Here is a 21264-nt window from a genome sequence, read left to right on the forward strand (position 1 = left end):
GCCCTTGAATTTGAAATTAAGAGTTCATGTTATAATTTTGTTGCCACAACAAAAGTTAGTATGAACAATAATCTTCGGTTTTTATCCCTATTCGTTATCCTTTTCCTATCTCTCCTCTCCCCTGCCAAATCCCAGCTAAAAGATATCAAATTATCAGATGAGGACGTTCAGCAGTTAAAAAGTAAGACCGTTATCTTCGTTTTACCCAAAACAGCCTACCCGTATGTAGATGACTATAATCAAATGTTATCGAAGGTATGGACCATGACACCCCTGAAAGTAATCAGGTATGAAGACATCAATCACTATTATGAAACTGCGGACCAATATGCATTTTTCCTGATCGATGGGTTTCAATTCCACAGTGCTACACATTATTATCTCACACTTTGTATGCCCGAAATTTCGAAGGGTAAGATGAGATTTAAGGATGATTTGCTGTGCAGAGTCATGCTGTACCCGGATGTAATGACGGTATCACGATTCAGGACAGGTAAAGGTGGTGAAGCACTGTATAAAGAAGCGGTTTTTAGAAATTTCACATTACCTTATATGATGGTATATCTGAATTTCGTACAGGAGAATATAGCAAACAGGATCAATCCAACGGTTATAAGAGGGTATCGCGATAATACACTGGCCAGGAAGTTAAGTAAAGATACCTTGTATGTTCCCAAAAATATCCTGTATGGCCATAGCATGTTCGGAGGACCGGAGACGCTGGCGGATAAGGGTGTTTTCTCTAAATATCCCTATCCATATAAATTTGTTTCTGAAGATGAATTGGTAGATCTGGTGGAAGCGGATGATACATCCAGGCCGATCTATTTGCTGGAGTATATATTGAGTGGATCTGACAAGTATGTAGGCGTACTGGAAGTGAGGTCTGGAAAGGTGTTATACAGAACCAGTTCACCAGTGAGCACTAATTTCAAAGAGAAGGACCTGGAGCGGATACTGCAACAGGGAGAATAGTAAAAGAAGAGGCTGTAGCATAAGTACGCTATAGCCTCTTTTTATTCGTATCCCTGATGGAGTCGGGTATCCGTTTAAGTGATGCTCAGCGCCTGGTTTTACTTATGAGCCATCTCTTCCTGGATACATTTTTCAGGTCCTCCGGTGCATTCAACATCCTCATTTACGCAGAAGGCATCGTGAACGACCAGCCGCTGATCACTAAATCCTGCACCGCTTCGTTTTGTTTAGCACCATTCATTTTTGTAGTAATACCTTTGTCTTCAACGAATTTATTCTGGAAGTAAGCGGCCCCGCCAAAAAGAATAAAGAGACTTGGGAACAGCCCGATAAAGCCCCATAACAGGTCTATTTTAAAGCAGATCACTTCAACAGCAATAGCTAACCCCACCGCTATAAGAGAAGCCTGGGTCGCTGCTTTTTCATGAATCTCCTTACAACTTCTGCACCTGGGAATGCCTACAGGTATTTTTTGATATTTTACTGATCTGTAAACAATGATGTTTGTTCTATCCTGCTCTTTGTACAAGGGTACGAAGAAGTTGTCTTCCATATGGGAAGAATGGCCTGTTTCACAATACTGACAACTGCTGCCGGTAGGCTCCAGCCGCTTCAGGGAATGGTTAAATGTGTACATGTATAGGGTAGTTTTTAGTTATTTTTCAGCATGGGCATATACCGTAAAAGATAGCGCGTAATACACGATAGCAGCAGGCGCCACTGCCATCAGCATAGGGATGAGCATTTCGATCCGGATATAAGTTGTTCGCCCCGTGAAATAGAAGTGATACGCAAACGGGAAAACAATCGCAAATGCCATAAACGCCAGTATGCCGGCCAGGGGTTTGTGTTTAAACGCAAAGTAACCGGCTATTCCCGCTACACCGATGACGGCCACATGCAATAAGAAGGCGTGTATACCGAACAGGGTGCCCAGCAAGGATACCAGTACAACTGCTACGAAGGCAATGCCACGGACCTCTTCGTCTTTCTTGCCTTTCATGGCCTTGTCGAATAGCTCCTGCTTCATCCCGCGCACTTCTGTCATGATGAGTTCTTTTGCGGTAGCTGCTGAATAGCCGAGTGCCATTAGTTTTCTAACTGCAACATCCACGGAAAAATCGGGTTGTGAAAATGAACGTCTCAGTTCATTTTTCTGATCCTGGGTCAGGGTATTATTCATTGGTACAAGTTATAATATAGGTATGGGCGTGATATTGTCCGTTAACAATTGAATAGGGATTACGCTGATATATGATACGAAACTAATATGAATTTGGGAGAATTAAAAGGTTTTGTGAAGTTATTTTATAATATGTTGTTTATCAATCTTTGAATCCTCAAAAGGATTTGCCCTGGATAACCGGCGTAAAAAACATTTGTACGGGGGGATACAACTTACCACAGCAATAAACTGACGTCCTTGGCTGCACAGCAATGATAACCGGCGTAAAAAAACACTTGTACGGGAACAACTTACCAAAGCAATAAACTGACGTCCTTCGCAGCACAGCAATGATAACCGGCGTAAAAAAACACTTGTACGGGGGAACAACTTATCACAGCAATAGACTGACGCCCTTCGCAGCACGGCAATGATAAACGGCGTAAAAAAACACTTGTACGGGGGAAAAACTTATCACAGCAATAGACTGACGCCCTTTGCTGCACAGCAATGGCCATTACCGGCGAAAACCGGACGAAATACTGATCCGGAAAGGATACAGGAAGTACCATGTGCTGACAGTAGCCATGGTACCCTGGTTAAACAGACCGTATCTGTGCAATCAGTATTTATTCTGCCCCGGCGCATACTGCCTGGCAGATTTTGCTCCCGTTGCTTTCTTCATCTGTCCCGGTGGCACTTTACCACTGTTGCCGGCTGTGCTGGTAGTATAACATGAAGAAAAGGTAATTAATGCACACAGTGCGCATACAAGTTGAAGGTGTTTCATCAGGTTGATTTTAGTGATCTCCGAACTAATTTCTATCGAATGCTCAGGCGAAAATAAAATGAATAACTGAATATCAGTTGCTAAAAACGTGCCGCAAAAAGGGAGTTCCCTTTACTGCCCGGGGTTGTTTCACCACTATTGGAAAACTTTCAACTCCCTCAAAAACAGCTCGCTGCAGCGTGGCTTTCTAATTGGAGAAGTATTTTGGCATATTTTAATATAATTTTGCGGGATAATTGACCAGGTATGATCCATTTTTTTTCAAGTTCTAATACGGTTTTTGCGGTTCAGAAAGCGCAGGAGCTAACATCATCGGATATTTCAAAACTGTGCTGGTTGTTCGGTAATGCACAATTACACCAGGAAAAAGTACTGAAAGATTATTATGTGGGCCCCCGTGCGGCGATGGTAACACCCTGGAGTACCAATGCGGTAGAAATCACGCAGAATATGGATATTCACGGGATCGTACGTATTGAAACCTACAGCAGGGTAAGTCCTGACTTCACTGATTTTGACCCGATGCTGTCACAAAAATATGCTGAGTTGAACCAGGATATTTTCACCATCAGCATTGTACCCGAACCAATTATCGAAATTGAGGATATTGCAGCCTATAACCGCCAGGAAGGCTTATCATTAAGCGAGGAAGAAGTTGATTACTTAAATAATCTGGCCCTGAAAATGGGGCGTAAACTGACAGACTCAGAAGTATTTGGTTTCTCCCAGGTCAATTCTGAGCACTGCCGCCACAAAATATTTAACGGCAGGTTTGTGATCGATGGGCAGGAACAACCTTTGTCCCTGTTTAAACTGATCCGCAAAACGTCCGAAACCAATCCCAATAGTATCGTATCTGCCTATAAAGACAACGTGGCTTTTGTAAAAGGCCCGCTGGTGCAGCAATTTGCACCTAAACGACCAGATGTACCTGACTTCTATGAAGTAAAGGAATTTGAGTCTGTCATTTCATTAAAAGCCGAAACCCACAACTTCCCAACTACCGTAGAACCGTTCAACGGGGCTGCTACCGGTGCAGGTGGTGAGATCAGGGACAGACTGGCGGGTGGCCAGGGTTCTATCCCACTGGCCGGAACGGCCGTATATATGACGGCGCTTTCCCGCCTTACCTCCGATAGAGACTGGGAAAAGCACGTTGCGGAACGTAAATGGCTGTACCAGGCGCCCGTTGATATCCTCATCAAGGCCTCAAATGGTGCTTCTGATTTTGGTAATAAATTCGGACAGCCTCTGATTACTGGCTCTTTGCTCACCTTTGAACACGAAGAAAATGCAGTGACCCTGGGTTATGACAAAGTGATCATGCAGGCGGGCGGTATCGGGTATGCCAAGGCCAGCCAGGCAACTAAACTCAAGCCCGCTGTTGATGATAAGGTGGTGATCCTGGGCGGCGATAACTATCGTATCGGGATGGGTGGTGCAGCTGTTTCCTCTGCTGATACCGGCGTATTTGATTCGGCTATTGAGTTAAACGCCGTACAGCGTTCCAACCCGGAAATGCAAAAACGCGTTGCCAATGTAGTACGCGGCCTGGTAGAAAGTGACCATAACACGATTATATCTATACACGACCATGGTGCTGGCGGGCACCTGAACTGCCTGTCTGAACTGGTGGAGGAAACCGGTGGTCTCATTGACCTGGACAAACTGCCGGTGGGCGATCCGACCCTTTCTGCAAAGGAGATTATCGGCAACGAATCCCAGGAACGTATGGGTATCGTCATCGGCCAGGAGAATATTGCCACCATGCAGCGTATTGCTGAACGTGAGCGATCTCCGATGTACGTGGTAGGACAGGTAACCGGCGACCACCGTTTTACCTTTAAGTCCGCCACCACAGGCCTGAAACCAATGGACCTGAACATGGCCGACATGTTCGGCAGTTCTCCTAAGGTGTACATGCGTGATAAAACCGTTACCCGCAGCTATCAGCCGGTTACCTACAATATTCAACAATTACAGCAATACCTGGAGCAGGTACTGCAACTGGAAGCAGTGGCCAGTAAGGACTGGTTAGTGAATAAAGTAGACCGCTGTGTAAGTGGTCGTGTGGCTAAACAGCAATGTGCCGGTCCGCTGCAGTTGCCATTGAACAACTGTGGGGTCATGGCGCTTGACTTCCAGGGTCAGCACGGTATCGCTACATCCATCGGGCATGCCCCCCTGTCAGCACTGATCAACCCGGCAGCAGGTAGCAGGAATGCAATCGCAGAAGCTTTATCCAATATCGTCTGGGCGCCGCTGAAGGATGGCATTACCAGTGTTTCCTTATCTGCCAACTGGATGTGGCCATGTAAGAATGAAGGTGAAGATGCAAGATTGTATGAAGCAGTGAAGGCCTGCTCTGACTTTGCCATTGCATTGGGCATCAACATTCCTACCGGGAAGGATTCATTATCCATGAAGCAGAAATATCCTGACAGGGAAGTCATCGCACCGGGTACCGTGATCATATCAGCTACCGGTCATTGCGACGATATCAAGGCGGTTGTTGAGCCTGTATTGCGCAAAGAAGGTGGGCATATCTATTACATCAACCTTTCAGGAGATACGTATAAATTAGGTGGTTCTTCGTTTGGCCAGATCCTCAACAAGATTGGTGACCAGACACCAGATATGGTGAATGCAGCGGCGTTCAGGCAGGCATTTGACACCCTCCAGCAGCTGATTAAGGCAGGAAGTATACAGGCCGGTCATGACGTGGGCAGTGGTGGTTTGATTGTCACCCTGCTGGAACTTTGCTTTGCAGACCGTGACCTGGGTGCCCATATTGATCTGAGCGGATTAGGCGGTCAGGATATCATCGAAATCTTATTTGCAGAGAATAACGGTGTTGTTTTCCAGGCAGATGCGTCAGTAGAAGCAGCACTGGAAAAAGCGGGTGTTACTTATCACAGGATAGGTACTGTGACATCAACAGCGGCGTTGACAGTAAAGCATGCAACAGGTGACTGGCAATTTGATATCGATCACCTGCGGGATGTATGGTCTACCACATCTTACCTGTTAGACCAGAAGCAAAGTGGTACAGTAAAAGCAAAAGAGCGCTTTGATAACTATAAACATCAGCCGCTGAAATTTACGTTCCCTGCTGGCTTTACAGGGAAAAAACCTGTCATTGACAGCACCAGGCCCCGTATCAAAGCCGCCGTATTGCGTGAGAAAGGCAGCAACTCAGAGAGAGAGATGGCAAATGCGATGTACATGGCCGGATTCGATGTAAAGGATGTGCACATGACAGACCTCATTTCCGGGCGTGAAACGCTGGAAGACATCCAGTTCTTAGGCGCCGTAGGTGGATTCTCAAATTCTGACGTATTAGGTTCTGCCAAAGGCTGGGCGGGTGCTTTCCTGTATAATCCAAAAGCGAAGGAAGCCATTGAAAAATTCTTCAATCGTGAGGATACCCTGTCCGTGGGGATCTGTAATGGTTGTCAGCTGTTTGTAGAACTGGGTTTAATCAACCTGGATCATGGTGAAAAGCCACGTATGCTGCACAACGACAGCCATAAGCACGAGAGCATTTTTACATCTGTGACCATCCAGGAGAATAAGTCAGTACTGTTGTCAAATCTTGCCGGTAGTACATTAGGCGTGTGGGTATCACATGGTGAAGGAAAATTCGACTTCCCGTATGAGGAAGATAAATACAACATCGTTGGTAAGTACGGCTACGAGGGTTATCCGGCAAATCCCAACGGGTCAGGTTTTAACGCGGCTATGCTGTGTGATGTAACGGGCAGACACCTGGTTATGATGCCACATATAGAGCGTTCAATATTCCAGTGGAACTGGGCACATTACCCAGGCGGACGTAAAGATGAGGTAACACCGTGGCTGCAGGCATTTATCAATGCCAGGGAGTGGCTGCAGAAATAAATAGTTTTAATTGATAAGAGAGGTTGTCTCTATGTTGCGAAACATACTGGCAACCTCTTTACATTTGGGGGCAACAGGCTTGCTGAAGCAGCTTGTGCACGCCATATCCTCATCCGTTGTCCCTGTGTTCAGTAACCCGATAACGCGTTGTTATCCCTGCGATATACCGACGGCACTACGCCTTTGTACTTCTTAAAAATCCGGTTCAAATGACTTTGATCGGTAAAGCCAAATTCAAAAGCAATTTCATTGATCCGCATATCGGTAAGGCGCAGCCGGCTTTCAATCAACTTCATCTTATAGCGGATAATATATTGTTGCAGGCTTTCACCGGTATGCTTTTTAAAATATTCACCGATGTAATTGGGCGATAGGTTGAAATTGGCTGCAATTTGCTCAATCCTTAATTTTTCCGGTTCAAATATGAACTGGTGGAGGTAATTAATCACCGGCATTACATGGGTAATATTTCCATTAAACACTTCCATGTCCTGTAGGGTCAGGTTACGGGCGGCAAAAGTGATAATGGTATTGATCAGTTGCTGTATCACCTGCTCCTGGTGTGGCGACTGGTTCTGCTTTTCCCTGATCAGCGCTTCTACAGTCGCCCTGATGAATGGCTTATCTGTAACGGTCTTCAGTATACATCCGGGTAAGTGATTATAACTATTGAAAATGTATTCCAGGTCCCTGATATGCTGGCTCGTTTGTAGTTTTAAGTAGTCGTTACTGAACCGGATAAAGAAAAACCGGCTATAAGTATCGACATCAAAACTATGCTGATCCTGCGGGAAAATAAGAAACAGCTTATCAGGAGCATAAGGTAACTGGTATCCATTGATCATTTGTATCCCTGTACCGTCCAACACAAATACCATCTCAAAAAAGGTATTTTTATGCACCCTGGCACTATAGTGTTGGATTTCCAGCAATTCCAGATCGTATGTAGTATATAGGTTCTTCGTTTCCACACCTGTAATTTTACAACTTTTTCCTGTATATATCCTTGTTTAATGGGTGCTTTTTAGCGGAAATTTGTAGCAAATATGCTATTATGACTGACTTATCTTTTCTCTTATTGCGCCTGGTGGCGGGCGTAAGTCTTTTTGGACACGGGTTGGTGAGGTTACCCAAACTGGCGGGGTTTAGCCAGTGGATGACCGGCGCCTTTGCAAAATCGATGTTGCCGCAAAGTCTGGTGATGCCGTTTAGTTACGTATTACCCATCGCTGAATTCACAATAGGTCTGCTGTTGATAGTAGGCCTGTTTACCAGCAAAGCAATACTGGCGGGTACGATCGTGATGCTACTTTTGATACTTGGTACCTGTATGATCGAAAACTGGGAAGCGCTTCCGTCTCAGATGATCCATGCGGTGGTACTTATCGTGCTGCTGCAGTTTATAGCCAGCAACAATATTTCTCTTGATAAATATGTAAGCAAATTTTAGACATATGAACAGTAGAAGAAAGTTTATACAACAAAGCGGGTTAATTACTACAGCCGGCATGCTGGCGGGCATGATCCCATTTTCTGCGGGCGCGCAACCACAAACGATTCCAGATCCCGCCCCTCATTTACAAAAATCAAAATGGGCGGACGGTTCCAGGTTAGTTGTTTCGGTGTCAATGCAGTTTGAAGCGGGCGGTCAGCCGGAAAATGCAGAGAGTCCGTTTCCGCAGAATATGCAGAAGGGTTACAGGGATCTGCCGGCGGATACATGGTACCAATATGGATATAAAGAGGGGATTCCCCGCATGCTGGACAACTGGGACAAACTAGGTATTAAAGTGACGTCGCATATGGTGGGAAGTGCAGTACTTAAAAATCCCGGGCTGGCAAAAGAAATTGTGGACCGCGGCCATGAAGCGGCGGCACATGGTATGAACTGGTCCTCCCAGTATACGATGTCGTACGAAGAAGAGAAAAGATTCATTAAAGATGGCGTAGATGCAATCAAACAGGTGACAGGATTTACGGCGGTGGGTTATAATGCCAACTGGCTTCGCCGGGGCGAAAATACCCTGAAGATTTTACAGGAACTGGGATTCTTATATCATATTGACGATTTGAGCCGCGATGAACCATTTATACAAGAGGTAAACGGAAAGGACTTTGTAACAGTTCCTTACACGATACGGTGTAACGATATTGTGTTAATAGAGGGGAAGCATTTCTCGACAGATCAGTTTATACACCAGGTAAAGATGGAATTTGATCAGCTATACGAGGAAGCTGGCAATTATCGCAGGCAGCTGTCTGTCAGTTTTCACGATCGTATAGGTGGTACTCCGCAAATGGTGCAGGCAGCAAAGGAGCTGTTCACTTATATGAAGCAGCATAAAGGAGTGAGCTTTAAACGTAAAGATGAGATTGCACGCTTAGCGATGGAGGATAAGACGACTATCCGGGAATAGCATATCACTCCCGGTAAAGTTATTCTGCCAGGTAAACAGGAATAAGTGTTGGGGCCGGACAATCCTTTATTTTGTTGCAACACAGGCATTTAAATTAAAAGCCTTAAAATACGACCGTCCGGATAGCAAGGGAGTTTGTAAAACTACCAGTTAGTTGGTATTTTTACAACGTAAGGGGTTAAATGACTGGCAAAATTAAAACACCAGACGCTACTATTTCGTCTGCCTGCACAATGCTCATTTAATTCCTGTTTAACTAAATCTTATGAAAATGTACAAACTATTATGTGGATTCCTGCTGCTTTTCTGCCTGCAAACCAAAGCGCAATCCAAAGATTCTCTGAATGTAAAGCTGGCTGAAGCAAAACGTGAAATATTGGCGAATGTCGTTATAAACGACAACGCGAATAAAGCGTTTGATGCATTGAATCAGAAAGCGACAGAAGCATATCAGCACGATGGATCAAGCAAGAACCTGGCAAAGATCGTGGAACGTTACCGGACATTATTGATAGAAATCAAAGGTGCACAGACGCCTAAAGCAAACAATACTGAGGAATTTGAAGTGAGTTATGAATCTGTGAAGAAAGCAAAGTTGAAGCTTTGCCCGCTTTATCCTTTTTGTGACTAAGTGCGTGTAATAGCATTTACAAGAGGTCGGGGTAATTTCCGACTGAATAAAAGATAATAGAAAAAGTCCAACAGTGGGGCTGACCAGAAAGTCAAAAAGGCTTTTAGGTCAGCCCCTGTTTTTTGTCGTCTTCTATATTGGGAACGGTGCCAGTAAAGTCAAAGAAGCTTTTAGGTCAGCTGCGGCTTTTGTCGCCACATATATTGGGGGCGGTGCCAGTTGTTGTAGGTAGGCACTGGTATTTGAATTGCTATGCCTGAAAAAAAGGGACCATGGCTTCGGGCCAGCTCCGTCATGATACCTATACCAAAAGGTCATTATAAGGTCATTTCTATATCAATTAGATATTGAGGTGTACTTTAAGTGATGTACTAGTACTCATTTAGTAACGAAGTCGCACTATATCTCCCAGCTAATCCGTAATCTTGATCTTGTAAACCTCAAAAATTGTTTGTTTATGGCGCTTGTTAAAGACAGTCTATTGCTCCAGGCCGTTAGAGGCTCTCTAGGTGACGAAATCACGATTTACGAACGGAACGGCCAGATTATCATTGCTAAAAAGCGTGGCCCTTCGAAGCACAAACCGACCATCCGTCAACTGGAAGCCAGGTACAAGATGAAAGTGGCAGCGGCTTATGCCAAGGCTATCCTGGAAGATCCGGAGATCAAAGCCTATTATAAGTCCCTGGCAGGACCGGGACAGAATGCTTTTAATATGGCGGTGAAGGATGCTTACAGATCTCCGGAGATTCAGCAGATTCACTTTGAAGACACGACAGTAGTGGTTACAGCAAAGGATGAATTCAGGGTGGCAGCGGTGGACGTACGGGTAGTTGATGTGCAGGGGAATGTACGGGAAAGAGGAAAGGCTGTTTTAGGGCGGAATGGTGTGAACTGGTACTACCATGCAGCCGAATTACCACCCAATGGAAAAGTGATTATTGTTGCGGTAGATTTACCGGGGAATGAAACGGTGAGAGAGGTGCTACTCTCCTAGCAATACCACATAAAAAATAAAAGGCCCGTCGTATTATTTATCTGGTCACCAGCAGGATAGATCTTAATCCGGCCTTTGGAGAACAGATCCTTGCCAGGAAGATGAGTAAATGAAAGGGCATTGTAAAGAGGTGTTATCAACTTCTAGCGTTGGTTAGACCTTCGCTATTCCGGCGTGTCGTAAATGTAAGATCAAAAATAATCTGTTTACCACTTTCTTAACAAATAAAGGCCTACATTTAGAAAACAAAACTCACTCTAATCAGATAGCGCTTTATACTTTCATTTATTCTTTCAGCATATTTGAGATTTATTCCCCGCTTCTACAAAATTTCAAATATGGTTATATTTATTTTCTTTGCCACGGTCTGGTATTTGTCTTTGTTTGCACAAACCTTTTTTCAACACAGGTATGCTGCACATGGTGCTTTTACAATGAGCAAAAGCTGGGAACGATTTTTCTTCATATTTACATATATTACACAGGGCTCGTCATATATGAGTCCACGTACATATGCAATAATGCATAGATTACACCATGCACATACAGATACGGAACTTGATCCGCATTCGCCATCGAATAGCCCGAATATATTCTCTATGATGTGGGATACAAGAACAGTATATCAACAAATACTACACAAAAGAGTACAAGTTGAAGACCGGTATACTAAAAATCTCCCAATATGGACAGGGTTTGACAAATTCGCCAACAGTGGGCTATCCAGGCTAATGTGGGTAGTGGGATACACACTATTTTTTGTTGCCTTTGCAACCAGTCCATATCAGTACGTGTTACTGCCAATAGTCATTTCGATGGGAGCGTTTCACGGGGCAATTGTAAATTGGTTTGCACATAAATATGGCTATATTAACTTCAAGTTAAAAAACACCGCAATGAATCTCTTATTTGTGGACGTTTTGATGCTGGGTGAATCATATCATAACAACCATCACAAGTATCCTTCTTCCACTAATTTTGGTCAACGTTGGCACGAAATTGATCCGGTATATTATATTATAAAAGTACTTTCCTTTATAAAAGTAATAACCATCGTTAATATACCTAAAAGACAACTGGCGATTTCCTAAAATGAAAAAATTTCCGGTAAAATGATATCCAGGTTTAGATATCATTTTACCGGAAATTTGAATTTCATCTTTGGTTATAGATGTAGGATACTAGTTGTTTGGATATTGTCCTTTTTTAACCGATGTCGCAAAATAACCTTTTGCATTTTTATCCTGGATATATACGACACTATCACGTTCCTTCACAGATTCCAACAAATCATTTATATGGAAGAATATGCTCTCCTTTGACTGGTCATCAGTTATAAATCCAAACCCCTTCGTCTGGTTGAAAAAAGTGACCCGTCCTTTCCTGGTTAAATCGTTTGTAATGATTGGCCTCGTATCAATTCTAATATCCTTTGAATCGATCTCAACCTTTCTGGATTCTCTCGGTGGTATTGAACTCAGATTGCCATATTCATCCACGTATGCCAACATATCTTCCAGTCCCTTACCTTTGTTATTATTGATCTTTCGCTCTTTGGCCTTCTGCGCCTTATCTTCTTTTGATTTTGCTTTCTTACTTCTGAATTCTTTCTTCGAAAAAGTCTCGCCCATACATTCTTATTTTATTGAAGTTCCATCAGTTGGCAAATAGTACGCTATCTCCTATGCTTATAATAAATAGCATAGCATTTGAAATACAAAGTATTCAAATGCTTTACTTTAATATTGTACTAACTATTCAGCATTCGTTCGTCTCATAGCGCGCATAATTGCAATTTACATTGGAACCTTATTTGTAAATTAGCAACTGGCTTGTGATAAATAGCTGAAAATTGCTACTTAGTAGGTGAATCGGGAAAACCGCTCTCTTTCTACTCTGGGTCTGGCTTCACTAACAACAATTGCTTTTCTGTCAAAGAAGGTTTCATTGAGACTTCTGATAGCAGCTGTCGCATGTGCATCATCTGGCATCTCGATAAATGCAAACCCTCTGGAACGGCCTGAGTAAGTATCATACATCACTTTTGTACTAAGTACGATTCCAAACGGAGAAAACAGCTCAGACAATTGTTGTTCATTTGTCTCAACACTTAAATTACCAACATAAATGTTCATAAAATTCATTTTAAATGATTAGAAATATGGGCGGCTGTAAAAGCGAAAACTGAGGAAGAAGAGAAGTTATCAAGACTAAATCAGAGAAAGCAGCGGCAGGAGCCTATTGTAATTACGCTGAAGGTAGACTATTAATTTGAATAGTGAAGAATTATTTTTTTTTGTTGCTATTAGACGACATTTCTCACAACATGTTTTTAACAGCAGGAAAATGGGAGGACGTCAGAATAACAAAATAATGAGGAAAGACATCTTTATAAGCTTATAGAATTGATACCTGCATCAAATGCATGCGGTTGGGTAATATCATTATGTATTCAAAAATTGATACTTCTTTGTCATAAAAAATCTGCTGTAAACGAAAAACTATTATACCTTTATTACAAATGAAAACACATGGCAAGGTTTTTCAATACTATCAACGATCAGCATACAGCCTTCATAGGCAAGCAAAAGATGTTTTTTGTAGCCACTGCGCCGATCAGTAAAGAAGGTCATGTTAACCTGTCTCCCAAGGGGCTTGATAGTTTTCAGGTATTGTCACCCAACAAGGTCGCTTACCTGGATATTGTAGGCAGTGGAAATGAGACTTCTGCGCACCTTTTGGAGAATGGACGCATTACTTTCATGTTTTGCGCTTTTGAAGGCGCACCAAACATTCTACGGCTGTATGGCAGAGGATATACCGTACTTCCTGGTGATAAAGAGTGGGATGAACTATCTTCCTATTTTAACTTGCCCTTAGCCGTTCGCCAAATCATTGTCGCTGATATTTACGAAGTCTCAACTTCATGTGGTTTCGGCGTTCCGATATACGACTATGTAGGAGAACGCGACCACGCGCGTAAATGGGCAGAGAACAAAGGACCCGCGGGATTGGAGACCTACAAACAGGAAAAGAACTTACAGAGCCTGGATGGTTTGCCAACTGCACTTGCGGTAAAAAAATAGTGATGCTAAATTCGTGTGATCGGTTTTGCCCGGCGGCTCTGCCTGTCGAAAAAAGCAACCAAAGAAAAAAGCAGTACGAAAGTTTTTTGTCATCTGAATAATTTATCTTACTTTGATTAGGAAGATATTAAGGCGACACCTATAGAGCCGGTATGAATATCAGGTAGATAATCGAAATCCTTTAAATAATCATAACCCTTTAGTTATAATAATCATAACCCTTTAATCGTAAACTTTTAGTTATAATAATCATAACCTTTTAATCATAACCCTTTAGTTATAATAATCATAACCCTTTAATCATAACCTTTTAGTTAACCAAAAATTCCTAATTCCTAAATTTTGAAACCATGAAAAGACCCTTTATGGCTGCGCTGATAGCGGCAGTCCTTGTAATGACCATCTCATGCTCAAAGGAAAAAAATGAAACTGCAGCCCCCAGTGTAGCATCGCTTCAGGCAGAATTAAATAAGCTCAGTACCACACCTGCTACAGAAAACGCTGTAATTACCGACAAGTCGAAACCCTTCATGACAAACATTGATTCAAAAAAACTGAATCTGTTGAACCAGATGAAGTCATTAGGTGGTGTAACAACCATGGGACTGGTTGGCCCGCTTACCGTTACAGGCAGTCTGAGACTGATAGCCAGCAATCAAAAGGTAACAATTACTAATGCAGAAGCTCCCACACTGGCTACTGGTGTGTACATATGCGATGTTTATACTGTTTACGCGGAAGTGAGCCTGCCACCTAATTCAGCGGGAATTGTCAACATAGACCTTATGGCAAAATACGGCTACTCAAACTGGACGACTAAAACAAAGGGAGTGCTGGTGAACCAGGCTACAGGCCCTAATGGCAATGTACTCGCGCTGACCACCTACTCAGTGCTACCGAGATACAATATTCTCGGACAGGCTATCGGCGCACCCGCTATTCCTGCAGGTGACCTGACGGGTTTACAATTTGTATATTCCTACTATCAATTTTAATAAAAGCAGCCGGGCAACCAGTAAAGAGCAGACATTTTATGGCTGTCCGGCTGTCTTTAAACAGGTTATTTCAACCTGTATCCCAGGCTTACATAAAATGCCGGAGATCGTAAATGCATGGTCGTATATTGACTTTTAACAGTCGCAGATAAGGGTATCAGGTAGCTCCCATTCAAACCGATCCTGATCCTGTTGATGTCCTGAGTTATTCCAAGTTCCCCTTTCAATCCCCAGTTAACCCGTTCTGCTGAATAACCATCATATTGCGCTTTATCAAATGCACCAGACCCCAGCAGCAAATTTGCGTAAGGCCCCGCGCCCAGATAAAATTCAGTTTTCCGGTTGACGACTCTTGCCCGGAACGATGTATTGATATGACCATAATTCCAGGTTTGCTCATCGCGTGTGGACACCCCATCAACCGTTCCATTCTCCTTTCCGCCCAATTTTAAATAACCTATTTCGCTGGATAGATAAAACCACTTTCTCTCAAAATATTCCAGTCCAACCAGGCCGCTGTACGAAGCCACTTTACCGGAAAAAAGATCAAATTTATCTCCCTTAAGGCTATTGATAGCGATGCCGTTGTCAATTTTAATAACCTGGGAATAAGCGGTTCGCATAAACATGGAACAAAGAAGAATGAGGGGAATTCTTTTCATAGTAACAGACTTTATAGATATTTTCAAAAAGGTGCCTAGGGCGAAAGCAATTTCGATAAAATTAACGTTACAGCGCTAAATAAATTGCTAACAGAAGGGTTATTTATGGGAAGCGGATGATGATAAGCCGGAAACAGGGAGATATCAAAAGACAGGGGGATTTTGCGCCTTTTTCCTTAATTTCAATGACAAAACCTATGCAATTTGTGTAAAACCCTGAACATATAAAATATTTACAATATACCATCTACACCCATCAGCATAGCGGGGTATTTTGGGGCGCAAAAAATAGCTGCAACGGCAATTTCAGGTAACCTGGAAATTACAATGCAGTTTTCGGATCAGGTTCATCTCACCAAACCAAAGTTCGAAAAAGATTGTCTCCCCTGTAGTTAACCTGCAAATACCTGTATCTGTTTGTGACACCTTGAATTTTACTGATGGCTGCTTTGATTTAAGATATACTTAGTCTTCACCAAAATCTATAAATATGAAAACGTTCATCCTTTTGACCGGCATTCTTATGTCCTGTATCACCCAACCTTTAAAAGCCCAATACGACACAACGCAGTACTTTGGAAAAATGGAGTACATTTTCCAGCACATAGACCGCACACCCATTACTACAGGCATTCTTTTGGATTATGGCTTTGAGCTGCTCAATTTTGACAACTACACCGGCGCTGCGTTACATGACAGTAACTATGTTGGTATTTCAGAATGGCGGCAACTGTATGGCAGCTTATACATGTCACAAATTTCGACCAATACCATGCAGGCGCTTCCGACCGTTAATAACCAAATCAACGCTTACAACTACACAAGTATGCCGATCACGTTTGCAGGGCTATACATGAACTATCAAAAATTACGTGACGACGCGATAACAGCCAATCTGATGACCGTATCAAACGATCAGATCTATGACGTGCCAGGTCGCACTTCCAGTCCCTATCTGACGAAGGAACTATTTGCTATAGCCCCCATAAGGCAAGCGGCATTTATCGGAGATAACAATTTTATATTCCGGCCTGAATTATTCTATAGCAATACCGGGAAAACGATCAGCACCATCGGTTATAGGATTGGTGAAGGTACTTCTTATACCACGGTCGCTTTCAATACAACATTTACCGTCAACCTCCCCACAACAGGCTTTTACGACATTGCTATCCAGATCACTTATACTGATAATAGCATACGAATAGCGCATACAAAAATAGTAGCCTACCAGCCACTAAAAGACCCGAATCAAACCAACGCCAGGTACGGACCATACGAAAGTACACCGCCAACAAATGAAACGGTAACCGCGACCAAACTGTACCAGGGGCTCGCAGCAGAAGGCGATATAACGATCGATTTAGCTGCCAACAACACAACAGGGCAGATCCGAAAACCACTCATTATGATTGAAGGCTTTGACGGTGCAAGTGATGATCCAACAAAAGGCTTTACCTATAACGGAGCCGGTGGACTACTATATCAGCTAAGCGTAGACGGTAACTCAAATACTTATATAACCTTAAATGAGGGATTGGATAACATTAACAACTATGATCTGATATTCCTCAATTTTCATAATAGTCGCGACTACATACAGCGAAATGCTTACCTGGTCGAAAAAGTGATTCAACTGGTTAATTCACGGAAAACAACATTCAATGGAGCCAGACAGGAAAATGTCATTATTGGTATGAGCATGGGAGGATTATGTGTACGATATGCCTTACGGGACATGGAATTAAATAGCCAGGCCCATGAAACACGGTTATTTGTTAGCCATGACGTGCCCCATTGGGGAGCGAATATCCCTGTAGGCGCGCAGGCAATGGTACAACATCTGGCTCCCTATAAGATCATTAATGTCACCAGGAATTTTTCGGTGAGCTGGGTGGATATGTTTCCTGCCCTGGTAAGTGCACAGGATATGTTCAACTCGCCTGCTGCAAAACAGATGATGATACAGAGATATCTCTTGATTGGAGATGTGTTACTGCAAGATAACAACACGCATGATGCATTTTATAATGAAATGAACACAATGGGATGGCCTGTGAATTGTCGCAACATCACAATCAGCAATGGTGCCTGTAGCGGAGCCACCACGTTTCCCGACAATTCCACAATTTTCACAATGGATGGCTCGAGTAATCTTGCCTACTTTGAAGGGATCTGGAAGTCTTTCGTATTGCACGTGGCTGGTTACGGCACTGCATTAGGTCTGGTGAATGGCTACGACAGCCCCACCTTCAATTCCTGGGCACTGCTGCGCCAATTCCCGCTTTCTTTAATAAGCACCAAATATTCTTTTAACGTTGATTTTAAATTGAGGGCCGTTCCAAGCACAGGCACCCAGGAAATTTACAGAGCAGATGTATTTACCAGGAAAAAGGTACTCTTTCTTATCAATGTGACAAATTACATCATGAAGATGCGGGTAAACTCAAATACATCAATGCTCCCTTTAGACAACGCACCAGGCGGCGTTTACAACCTGAATTATTTCGGCCTGGATGCCGGCCAGATAGCAAAACAGCTGCCGGATTTCCTGAAATTTGCAACGGTATCAATTTTACAGCCGCAATTCTGCTTTATACCTACCGTTAGCTCCCTCGCCATCAATGACCCTGTCACTTATCTTAACAGGGATATCTGCGATATCGTAAATTGTGCGAACGCTACCTCCGTACAGGATTTTTATGCGCCAACCGTCAATATGTTACACATCAGCTATTCACAGGCGGCGACAAACTGGCTGTTACAGCGGCAGGCAGCTACCTTTAACTGTATCAAAGCCTGTAAATCAGCCCTTTCTATTACAGGAGATAATGTAGTATGCTCCACCTCTACCCCGTTTTCTATTAATAATTTCCCGACCGGCGCCAGTCTTACCTGGAGCATAAGCTCTCCATCTGTGGCCAGCATAAGCAGTTCGGGTATTATGACCAAACTAAATAACGGTGTAATACAGCTGAATGCGGCTATCGGGAACCTGTGCGGTGCCGATGCCAATATTACGAAAACAGTAACCGTAGGCACGCCAGCTGCAGTCCTTAGCAGTCCGGAGTACAGAGGGCAGGATTATGTGATACGGGCTACACCCGTGCCAGGTGCAACAGGCTACTTATGGACAGAAGGAAACAGTGCCGGTACAATAAGCACTTCGCCGAATTACGGCTCATCTGTTGGCTGTGGTGTGGTTGTCCGGGTAGGTGTTCAAGTGATAAATGCCTGTGGAACATCCGCTAAATCAAGCGTACCGGTAAGTGTAAGATGTACCGGGGGTGGAACATCTATGGCAACTGCTATATTTCCCAACCCTGCACAAAATATCATAACGATAGCCGCTGAGTCTGAAGCGACATATGACAATACCAGCAAAGCCGCACGATCTGCTGCGCAGGAAAGTATAACCTATAATACAGCCGGTATAGCTAAAAACAAGGCTATTTCAGAAGTACAGGTGTATACAATGGATGGAAAGATGGTGCTGCGCAAAAAATACACGGAACCATCGGGCAAGGTTAATCTTGACGTTTCCAAATTATCTAATGGAAATTATTTGCTGCAGGTGATTACCAGCGGTAATGCATCTACAACCAGACAGATAATAATACAACACTAATTAAAGCAATGGTCAGGCGTAGGCCTGGCCATTCTTTTGCATATCTATAAGTAATGGGTTATAACTTGCATGCCGGCTTCATTACCCGAAATATTGCTGGCACAGGCATGCGATGTTCACCTCTGTCAGCGAGATTGCCTATCGCTTGGGATTTGAATATCCGCTGTCGTTCAGCAAGCTATTTAAAAATAAGACTGGCAAAACGCCTAAGACTTTCAGGAGCTTTTATAATTGAGGTAACAGCTGTACATGGACTATATTTATAATGGAAAACGTCTATACTTTCAGGAGCTTTTACAATTGACGTAATAGCGATACATAACTTGTACACCGGCAAAAAGCCGATACTTCCAGGAGCTTTTATATAACCTGTACCTATATCGCCAGAAAATTGAGCATCCGCAGATCCCCTTTTAACATAGACTTTCCGATCAGTAATATTGGTAGGAAAATCCGTAATCTGTATACCCCCCCCTCCCCCTTTCTCCACAATTTTGCAGCAGTAAAGATAAAAGCACGTCCAACATGAAAACACGACATTTAGGAACCTCTGGATTAGCAGTCTCCGAACTTGGTTTTGGCTGCATGGGATTAAGCCATGGTTATGGTCCGGCTACGAACGAAAAAGATGCCGTTGCACTCATTCAAAAAGCGTATGATTCCGGTATTACGTTCTTTGATACTGCAGAAGCGTATGGGCAGGGCGCCAATGAACAGCTGGTAGGAAAAGCGTTGCACAATGTGCGTGACAAAGTAATCATCGCTACTAAGTTTGGTTTTAACAACAGCAGGAATACAGATGGTTTGAATAGTCGCCCCGAACGCATCAGGCAGGTGGTGGAAAACTCGCTCCGGTATCTGCAGACCGATTATATCGACTTGTTTTATCAACACCGTGTGGACCCGCATGTTCCTGTTGAAGACGTTGCCGGAACTGTAAAAGATCTGATTGCAGAAGGCAAAGTTAAACACTTCGGTATGAGCGAAGCCAGCGTGCAAAGTATACGCAGCGCGCATGCTGTGCAGCCTTTGGCAGCCCTGCAAAGCGAATACTCTATGTTCTGGCGTGAACCTGAAAACGAAATCATTCCATTGCTTGAAGAATTGGGCATCGGCTTCGTTCCATTCAGCCCGTTGGGCAAAGGATTCCTGACAGGTAAGCTGAATGCGGACACTGAGTTTGACAAGACCGATTGGAGAAATGTCCTGCCTCGCTTTAGCAAAGAAAACCGGGAAGCGAATCAAACGATCGTTGACCTGGTGACAACGATTGCTGCAGAACAGCACGCAACGCCGGCGCAAATTGCACTGGCATGGCTGCTGGCGCAAAGGCCATGGATTGTACCAATTCCGGGAACTACAAAAATGGGACGCCTGGAAGAAAATACAGGCGCTGTAAACATCGCCTTAAGCGATGATGATCTTGTTCGTATCAATACGGCTTTGGACCACATCAGCCTTCAGGGTGAACGTTATCCTGCAAACCTCGCAGGCCTGCAGGGCAGGTAGTTTTGAATTGTGTTCCTATGATACGAAAACGATCAAATCGCTGGATAAAAGTCGTGGATGAATGCTGTTTTAATCTTCCTGCTGCTTTCCTGGTCAATGGTGTGATGCTGCGCGCGAACTGTTGCGTCTTTTAATACATTCAACTGTTGCGGGACAATCGAATGGCTCATAGAAAGTAATTAGGTTAGTTTCTTGATTCTTTAAAGATCCGGAAGTAACACAGTCGCTCTACCGTGAAATTTATAACGCCGAATATTTCCCGGGCTTACATCCTGCAGCATTATTCGTCAATGGCGTAATGCCTGCGCGTAAACTGTTGCGTCTTTTAATACATTCAACTGTTGCGGAACAATCGAATGGCTCATGGAAAGTAATTAGGTTAGTTTCTTGATTCTTTAAAAATCCGGAAGTAACACAGTCGCTCTACCGTGAAATTTATAACGCCGAATATTTCCCGGGCTTACATCCTGCAGCATTATTCGTCAATGGCGTAATGCCTGCGCGTAAAC

The 21264-nt window shown here is 43.5% G+C and carries 19 protein-coding genes and 1 pseudogene; 12 read left to right on the top strand and 8 right to left on the bottom strand.

The genetic code is table 11. From position 1 onward, the window contains the following. The first annotated feature begins 60 nt into the window (after positions 1-60). Positions 61-975, top strand: a complete 915-nt coding sequence (locus ABDW33_RS27055) for a hypothetical protein (RefSeq protein ID WP_343693232.1) — start codon at positions 61-63, stop codon at positions 973-975. A gap of 163 nt (positions 976-1138) precedes the next feature. On the opposite strand, the gene ABDW33_RS27060 is transcribed toward ABDW33_RS27055, so the two are convergent. The 3 genes from ABDW33_RS27060 to ABDW33_RS27070 form a co-directional block, all read right to left on the bottom strand. Beyond that, positions 1139-1612, bottom strand: coding sequence for a hypothetical protein (locus ABDW33_RS27060; RefSeq protein ID WP_343693233.1), 474 nt, complete (start codon positions 1610-1612; stop codon positions 1139-1141). Between the two features lie 18 nt (positions 1613-1630). Then, positions 1631-2158, bottom strand: coding sequence for a hypothetical protein (locus ABDW33_RS27065; protein ID WP_343693234.1), 528 nt, complete (start codon positions 2156-2158; stop codon positions 1631-1633). A gap of 604 nt (positions 2159-2762) precedes the next feature. Further along, positions 2763-2930 carry a hypothetical protein gene (locus ABDW33_RS27070; RefSeq protein ID WP_343693235.1) on the bottom strand — a complete coding sequence of 56 codons (168 nt, stop codon included), beginning with the start codon at positions 2928-2930 and terminating at the stop codon, positions 2763-2765. Positions 2931-3176: 246 nt separating this feature from the next. Here ABDW33_RS27070 and purL point away from each other — a divergent pair, with 246 nt between their 5' ends. Beyond that, positions 3177-6830, top strand: coding sequence for a phosphoribosylformylglycinamidine synthase (gene purL, locus ABDW33_RS27075; RefSeq protein WP_343693236.1), 3654 nt, complete (start codon positions 3177-3179; stop codon positions 6828-6830). A 128-nt stretch (positions 6831-6958) separates the two neighbouring features. Here purL and ABDW33_RS27080 read toward each other — a convergent pair whose 3' ends face one another. After that, on the bottom strand, positions 6959-7801 hold the full coding sequence (locus ABDW33_RS27080; RefSeq protein WP_343693237.1) for an AraC family transcriptional regulator: 843 nt from the start codon (positions 7799-7801) through the stop codon (positions 6959-6961). An 83-nt stretch (positions 7802-7884) separates the two neighbouring features. On the opposite strand from ABDW33_RS27080, the gene ABDW33_RS27085 reads away from it, so the two are divergent. The 5 genes from ABDW33_RS27085 (at position 7885) to ABDW33_RS27105 (ending at position 11966) form a co-directional block, all read left to right on the top strand. Further along, on the top strand, positions 7885-8280 hold the full coding sequence (locus ABDW33_RS27085) for a DoxX family membrane protein (protein WP_343693238.1): 396 nt from the start codon (positions 7885-7887) through the stop codon (positions 8278-8280). A 4-nt stretch (positions 8281-8284) separates the two neighbouring features. After that, positions 8285-9247, top strand: coding sequence for a polysaccharide deacetylase family protein (locus tag ABDW33_RS27090; protein ID WP_343693239.1), 963 nt, complete (start codon positions 8285-8287; stop codon positions 9245-9247). Positions 9248-9518: 271 nt separating this feature from the next. Continuing rightward, positions 9519-9878 carry a hypothetical protein gene (locus ABDW33_RS27095; RefSeq protein WP_343693240.1) on the top strand — a complete coding sequence of 120 codons (360 nt, stop codon included), beginning with the start codon at positions 9519-9521 and terminating at the stop codon, positions 9876-9878. Positions 9879-10335: 457 nt separating this feature from the next. After that, positions 10336-10875 (top strand): hypothetical protein, encoded by a 540-nt coding sequence (locus ABDW33_RS27100; protein WP_343693241.1) that lies wholly within the window; start codon positions 10336-10338, stop codon positions 10873-10875. A gap of 338 nt (positions 10876-11213) precedes the next feature. Beyond that, a complete protein-coding gene (locus tag ABDW33_RS27105) occupies positions 11214-11966 on the top strand; it encodes an acyl-CoA desaturase (RefSeq protein WP_343693242.1) in 753 nt (250 codons plus the stop codon). A 90-nt stretch (positions 11967-12056) separates the two neighbouring features. On the opposite strand, the gene ABDW33_RS27110 is transcribed toward ABDW33_RS27105, so the two are convergent. After that, entirely contained in the window at positions 12057-12506 is a 450-nt protein-coding gene (locus tag ABDW33_RS27110; protein WP_343693243.1) for a cold shock domain-containing protein, read from the bottom strand. Positions 12507-12734: 228 nt separating this feature from the next. Further along, entirely contained in the window at positions 12735-13010 is a 276-nt protein-coding gene (locus tag ABDW33_RS27115; RefSeq protein ID WP_343693244.1) for an RNA-binding protein, read from the bottom strand. A gap of 396 nt (positions 13011-13406) precedes the next feature. On the opposite strand from ABDW33_RS27115, the gene ABDW33_RS27120 reads away from it, so the two are divergent. Then, positions 13407-13961 (top strand): pyridoxamine 5'-phosphate oxidase family protein, encoded by a 555-nt coding sequence (locus ABDW33_RS27120; RefSeq protein WP_343693245.1) that lies wholly within the window; start codon positions 13407-13409, stop codon positions 13959-13961. Between the two features lie 350 nt (positions 13962-14311). Beyond that, a complete protein-coding gene (locus ABDW33_RS27125; RefSeq protein ID WP_343693246.1) occupies positions 14312-14956 on the top strand; it encodes a hypothetical protein in 645 nt (214 codons plus the stop codon). Positions 14957-15021: 65 nt separating this feature from the next. On the opposite strand, the gene ABDW33_RS27130 is transcribed toward ABDW33_RS27125, so the two are convergent. Then, on the bottom strand, positions 15022-15618 hold the full coding sequence (locus ABDW33_RS27130; RefSeq protein WP_343693247.1) for a hypothetical protein: 597 nt from the start codon (positions 15616-15618) through the stop codon (positions 15022-15024). Positions 15619-16108: 490 nt separating this feature from the next. Here ABDW33_RS27130 and ABDW33_RS27135 point away from each other — a divergent pair, with 490 nt between their 5' ends. The 3 genes and pseudogenes from ABDW33_RS27135 to ABDW33_RS27145 all read left to right on the top strand — a co-directional run bounded on the left by ABDW33_RS27135 (position 16109) and on the right by ABDW33_RS27145 (position 20755). Further along, positions 16109-19246 carry a T9SS type A sorting domain-containing protein gene (locus ABDW33_RS27135; RefSeq protein ID WP_343693248.1) on the top strand — a complete coding sequence of 1046 codons (3138 nt, stop codon included), beginning with the start codon at positions 16109-16111 and terminating at the stop codon, positions 19244-19246. A gap of 121 nt (positions 19247-19367) precedes the next feature. Next, positions 19368-19481: pseudogene (locus ABDW33_RS27140) on the top strand (helix-turn-helix domain-containing protein); the annotation flags it as partial. Positions 19482-19771: 290 nt separating this feature from the next. After that, positions 19772-20755, top strand: a complete 984-nt coding sequence (locus tag ABDW33_RS27145) for an aldo/keto reductase (protein WP_343693249.1) — start codon at positions 19772-19774, stop codon at positions 20753-20755. 32 nt (positions 20756-20787) lie between these two features. Here the strand turns inward: ABDW33_RS27145 and ABDW33_RS27150 are convergent, their stop codons facing one another. Continuing rightward, positions 20788-20925 (bottom strand): hypothetical protein, encoded by a 138-nt coding sequence (locus tag ABDW33_RS27150; protein ID WP_343693250.1) that lies wholly within the window; start codon positions 20923-20925, stop codon positions 20788-20790. Positions 20926-21264 lie beyond the last annotated feature (339 nt).

This window comes from Chitinophaga sp. (assembly GCF_039596155.1).
Taxonomy (GTDB): domain Bacteria; phylum Bacteroidota; class Bacteroidia; order Chitinophagales; family Chitinophagaceae; genus Chitinophaga.

What these genes read in the sequence shown, in the direction of transcription:
- ABDW33_RS27055 (WP_343693232.1), top strand. Translation starts at nt 61, where the DNA reads ATGAACAATAATCTTCGGTTTTTATCCCTATTCGTTATCCTTTTCCTA.
- ABDW33_RS27060 (WP_343693233.1), bottom strand. Translation starts at nt 1,612, where the DNA reads ATGTACACATTTAACCATTCCCTGAAGCGGCTGGAGCCTACCGGCAGC.
- ABDW33_RS27065 (WP_343693234.1), bottom strand. Translation starts at nt 2,158, where the DNA reads ATGAATAATACCCTGACCCAGGATCAGAAAAATGAACTGAGACGTTCA.
- ABDW33_RS27070 (WP_343693235.1), bottom strand. Translation starts at nt 2,930, where the DNA reads ATGAAACACCTTCAACTTGTATGCGCACTGTGTGCATTAATTACCTTT.
- purL (WP_343693236.1), top strand. Translation starts at nt 3,177, where the DNA reads ATGATCCATTTTTTTTCAAGTTCTAATACGGTTTTTGCGGTTCAGAAA.
- ABDW33_RS27085 (WP_343693238.1), top strand. Translation starts at nt 7,885, where the DNA reads ATGACTGACTTATCTTTTCTCTTATTGCGCCTGGTGGCGGGCGTAAGT.
- ABDW33_RS27090 (WP_343693239.1), top strand. Translation starts at nt 8,285, where the DNA reads ATGAACAGTAGAAGAAAGTTTATACAACAAAGCGGGTTAATTACTACA.
- ABDW33_RS27095 (WP_343693240.1), top strand. Translation starts at nt 9,519, where the DNA reads ATGTACAAACTATTATGTGGATTCCTGCTGCTTTTCTGCCTGCAAACC.
- ABDW33_RS27100 (WP_343693241.1), top strand. Translation starts at nt 10,336, where the DNA reads ATGGCGCTTGTTAAAGACAGTCTATTGCTCCAGGCCGTTAGAGGCTCT.
- ABDW33_RS27105 (WP_343693242.1), top strand. Translation starts at nt 11,214, where the DNA reads ATGGTTATATTTATTTTCTTTGCCACGGTCTGGTATTTGTCTTTGTTT.
- ABDW33_RS27110 (WP_343693243.1), bottom strand. Translation starts at nt 12,506, where the DNA reads ATGGGCGAGACTTTTTCGAAGAAAGAATTCAGAAGTAAGAAAGCAAAA.
- ABDW33_RS27115 (WP_343693244.1), bottom strand. Translation starts at nt 13,010, where the DNA reads ATGAACATTTATGTTGGTAATTTAAGTGTTGAGACAAATGAACAACAA.
- ABDW33_RS27120 (WP_343693245.1), top strand. Translation starts at nt 13,407, where the DNA reads ATGGCAAGGTTTTTCAATACTATCAACGATCAGCATACAGCCTTCATA.
- ABDW33_RS27125 (WP_343693246.1), top strand. Translation starts at nt 14,312, where the DNA reads ATGAAAAGACCCTTTATGGCTGCGCTGATAGCGGCAGTCCTTGTAATG.
- ABDW33_RS27130 (WP_343693247.1), bottom strand. Translation starts at nt 15,618, where the DNA reads ATGAAAAGAATTCCCCTCATTCTTCTTTGTTCCATGTTTATGCGAACC.
- ABDW33_RS27135 (WP_343693248.1), top strand. Translation starts at nt 16,109, where the DNA reads ATGAAAACGTTCATCCTTTTGACCGGCATTCTTATGTCCTGTATCACC.
- ABDW33_RS27145 (WP_343693249.1), top strand. Translation starts at nt 19,772, where the DNA reads ATGAAAACACGACATTTAGGAACCTCTGGATTAGCAGTCTCCGAACTT.
- ABDW33_RS27150 (WP_343693250.1), bottom strand. Translation starts at nt 20,925, where the DNA reads ATGAGCCATTCGATTGTCCCGCAACAGTTGAATGTATTAAAAGACGCA.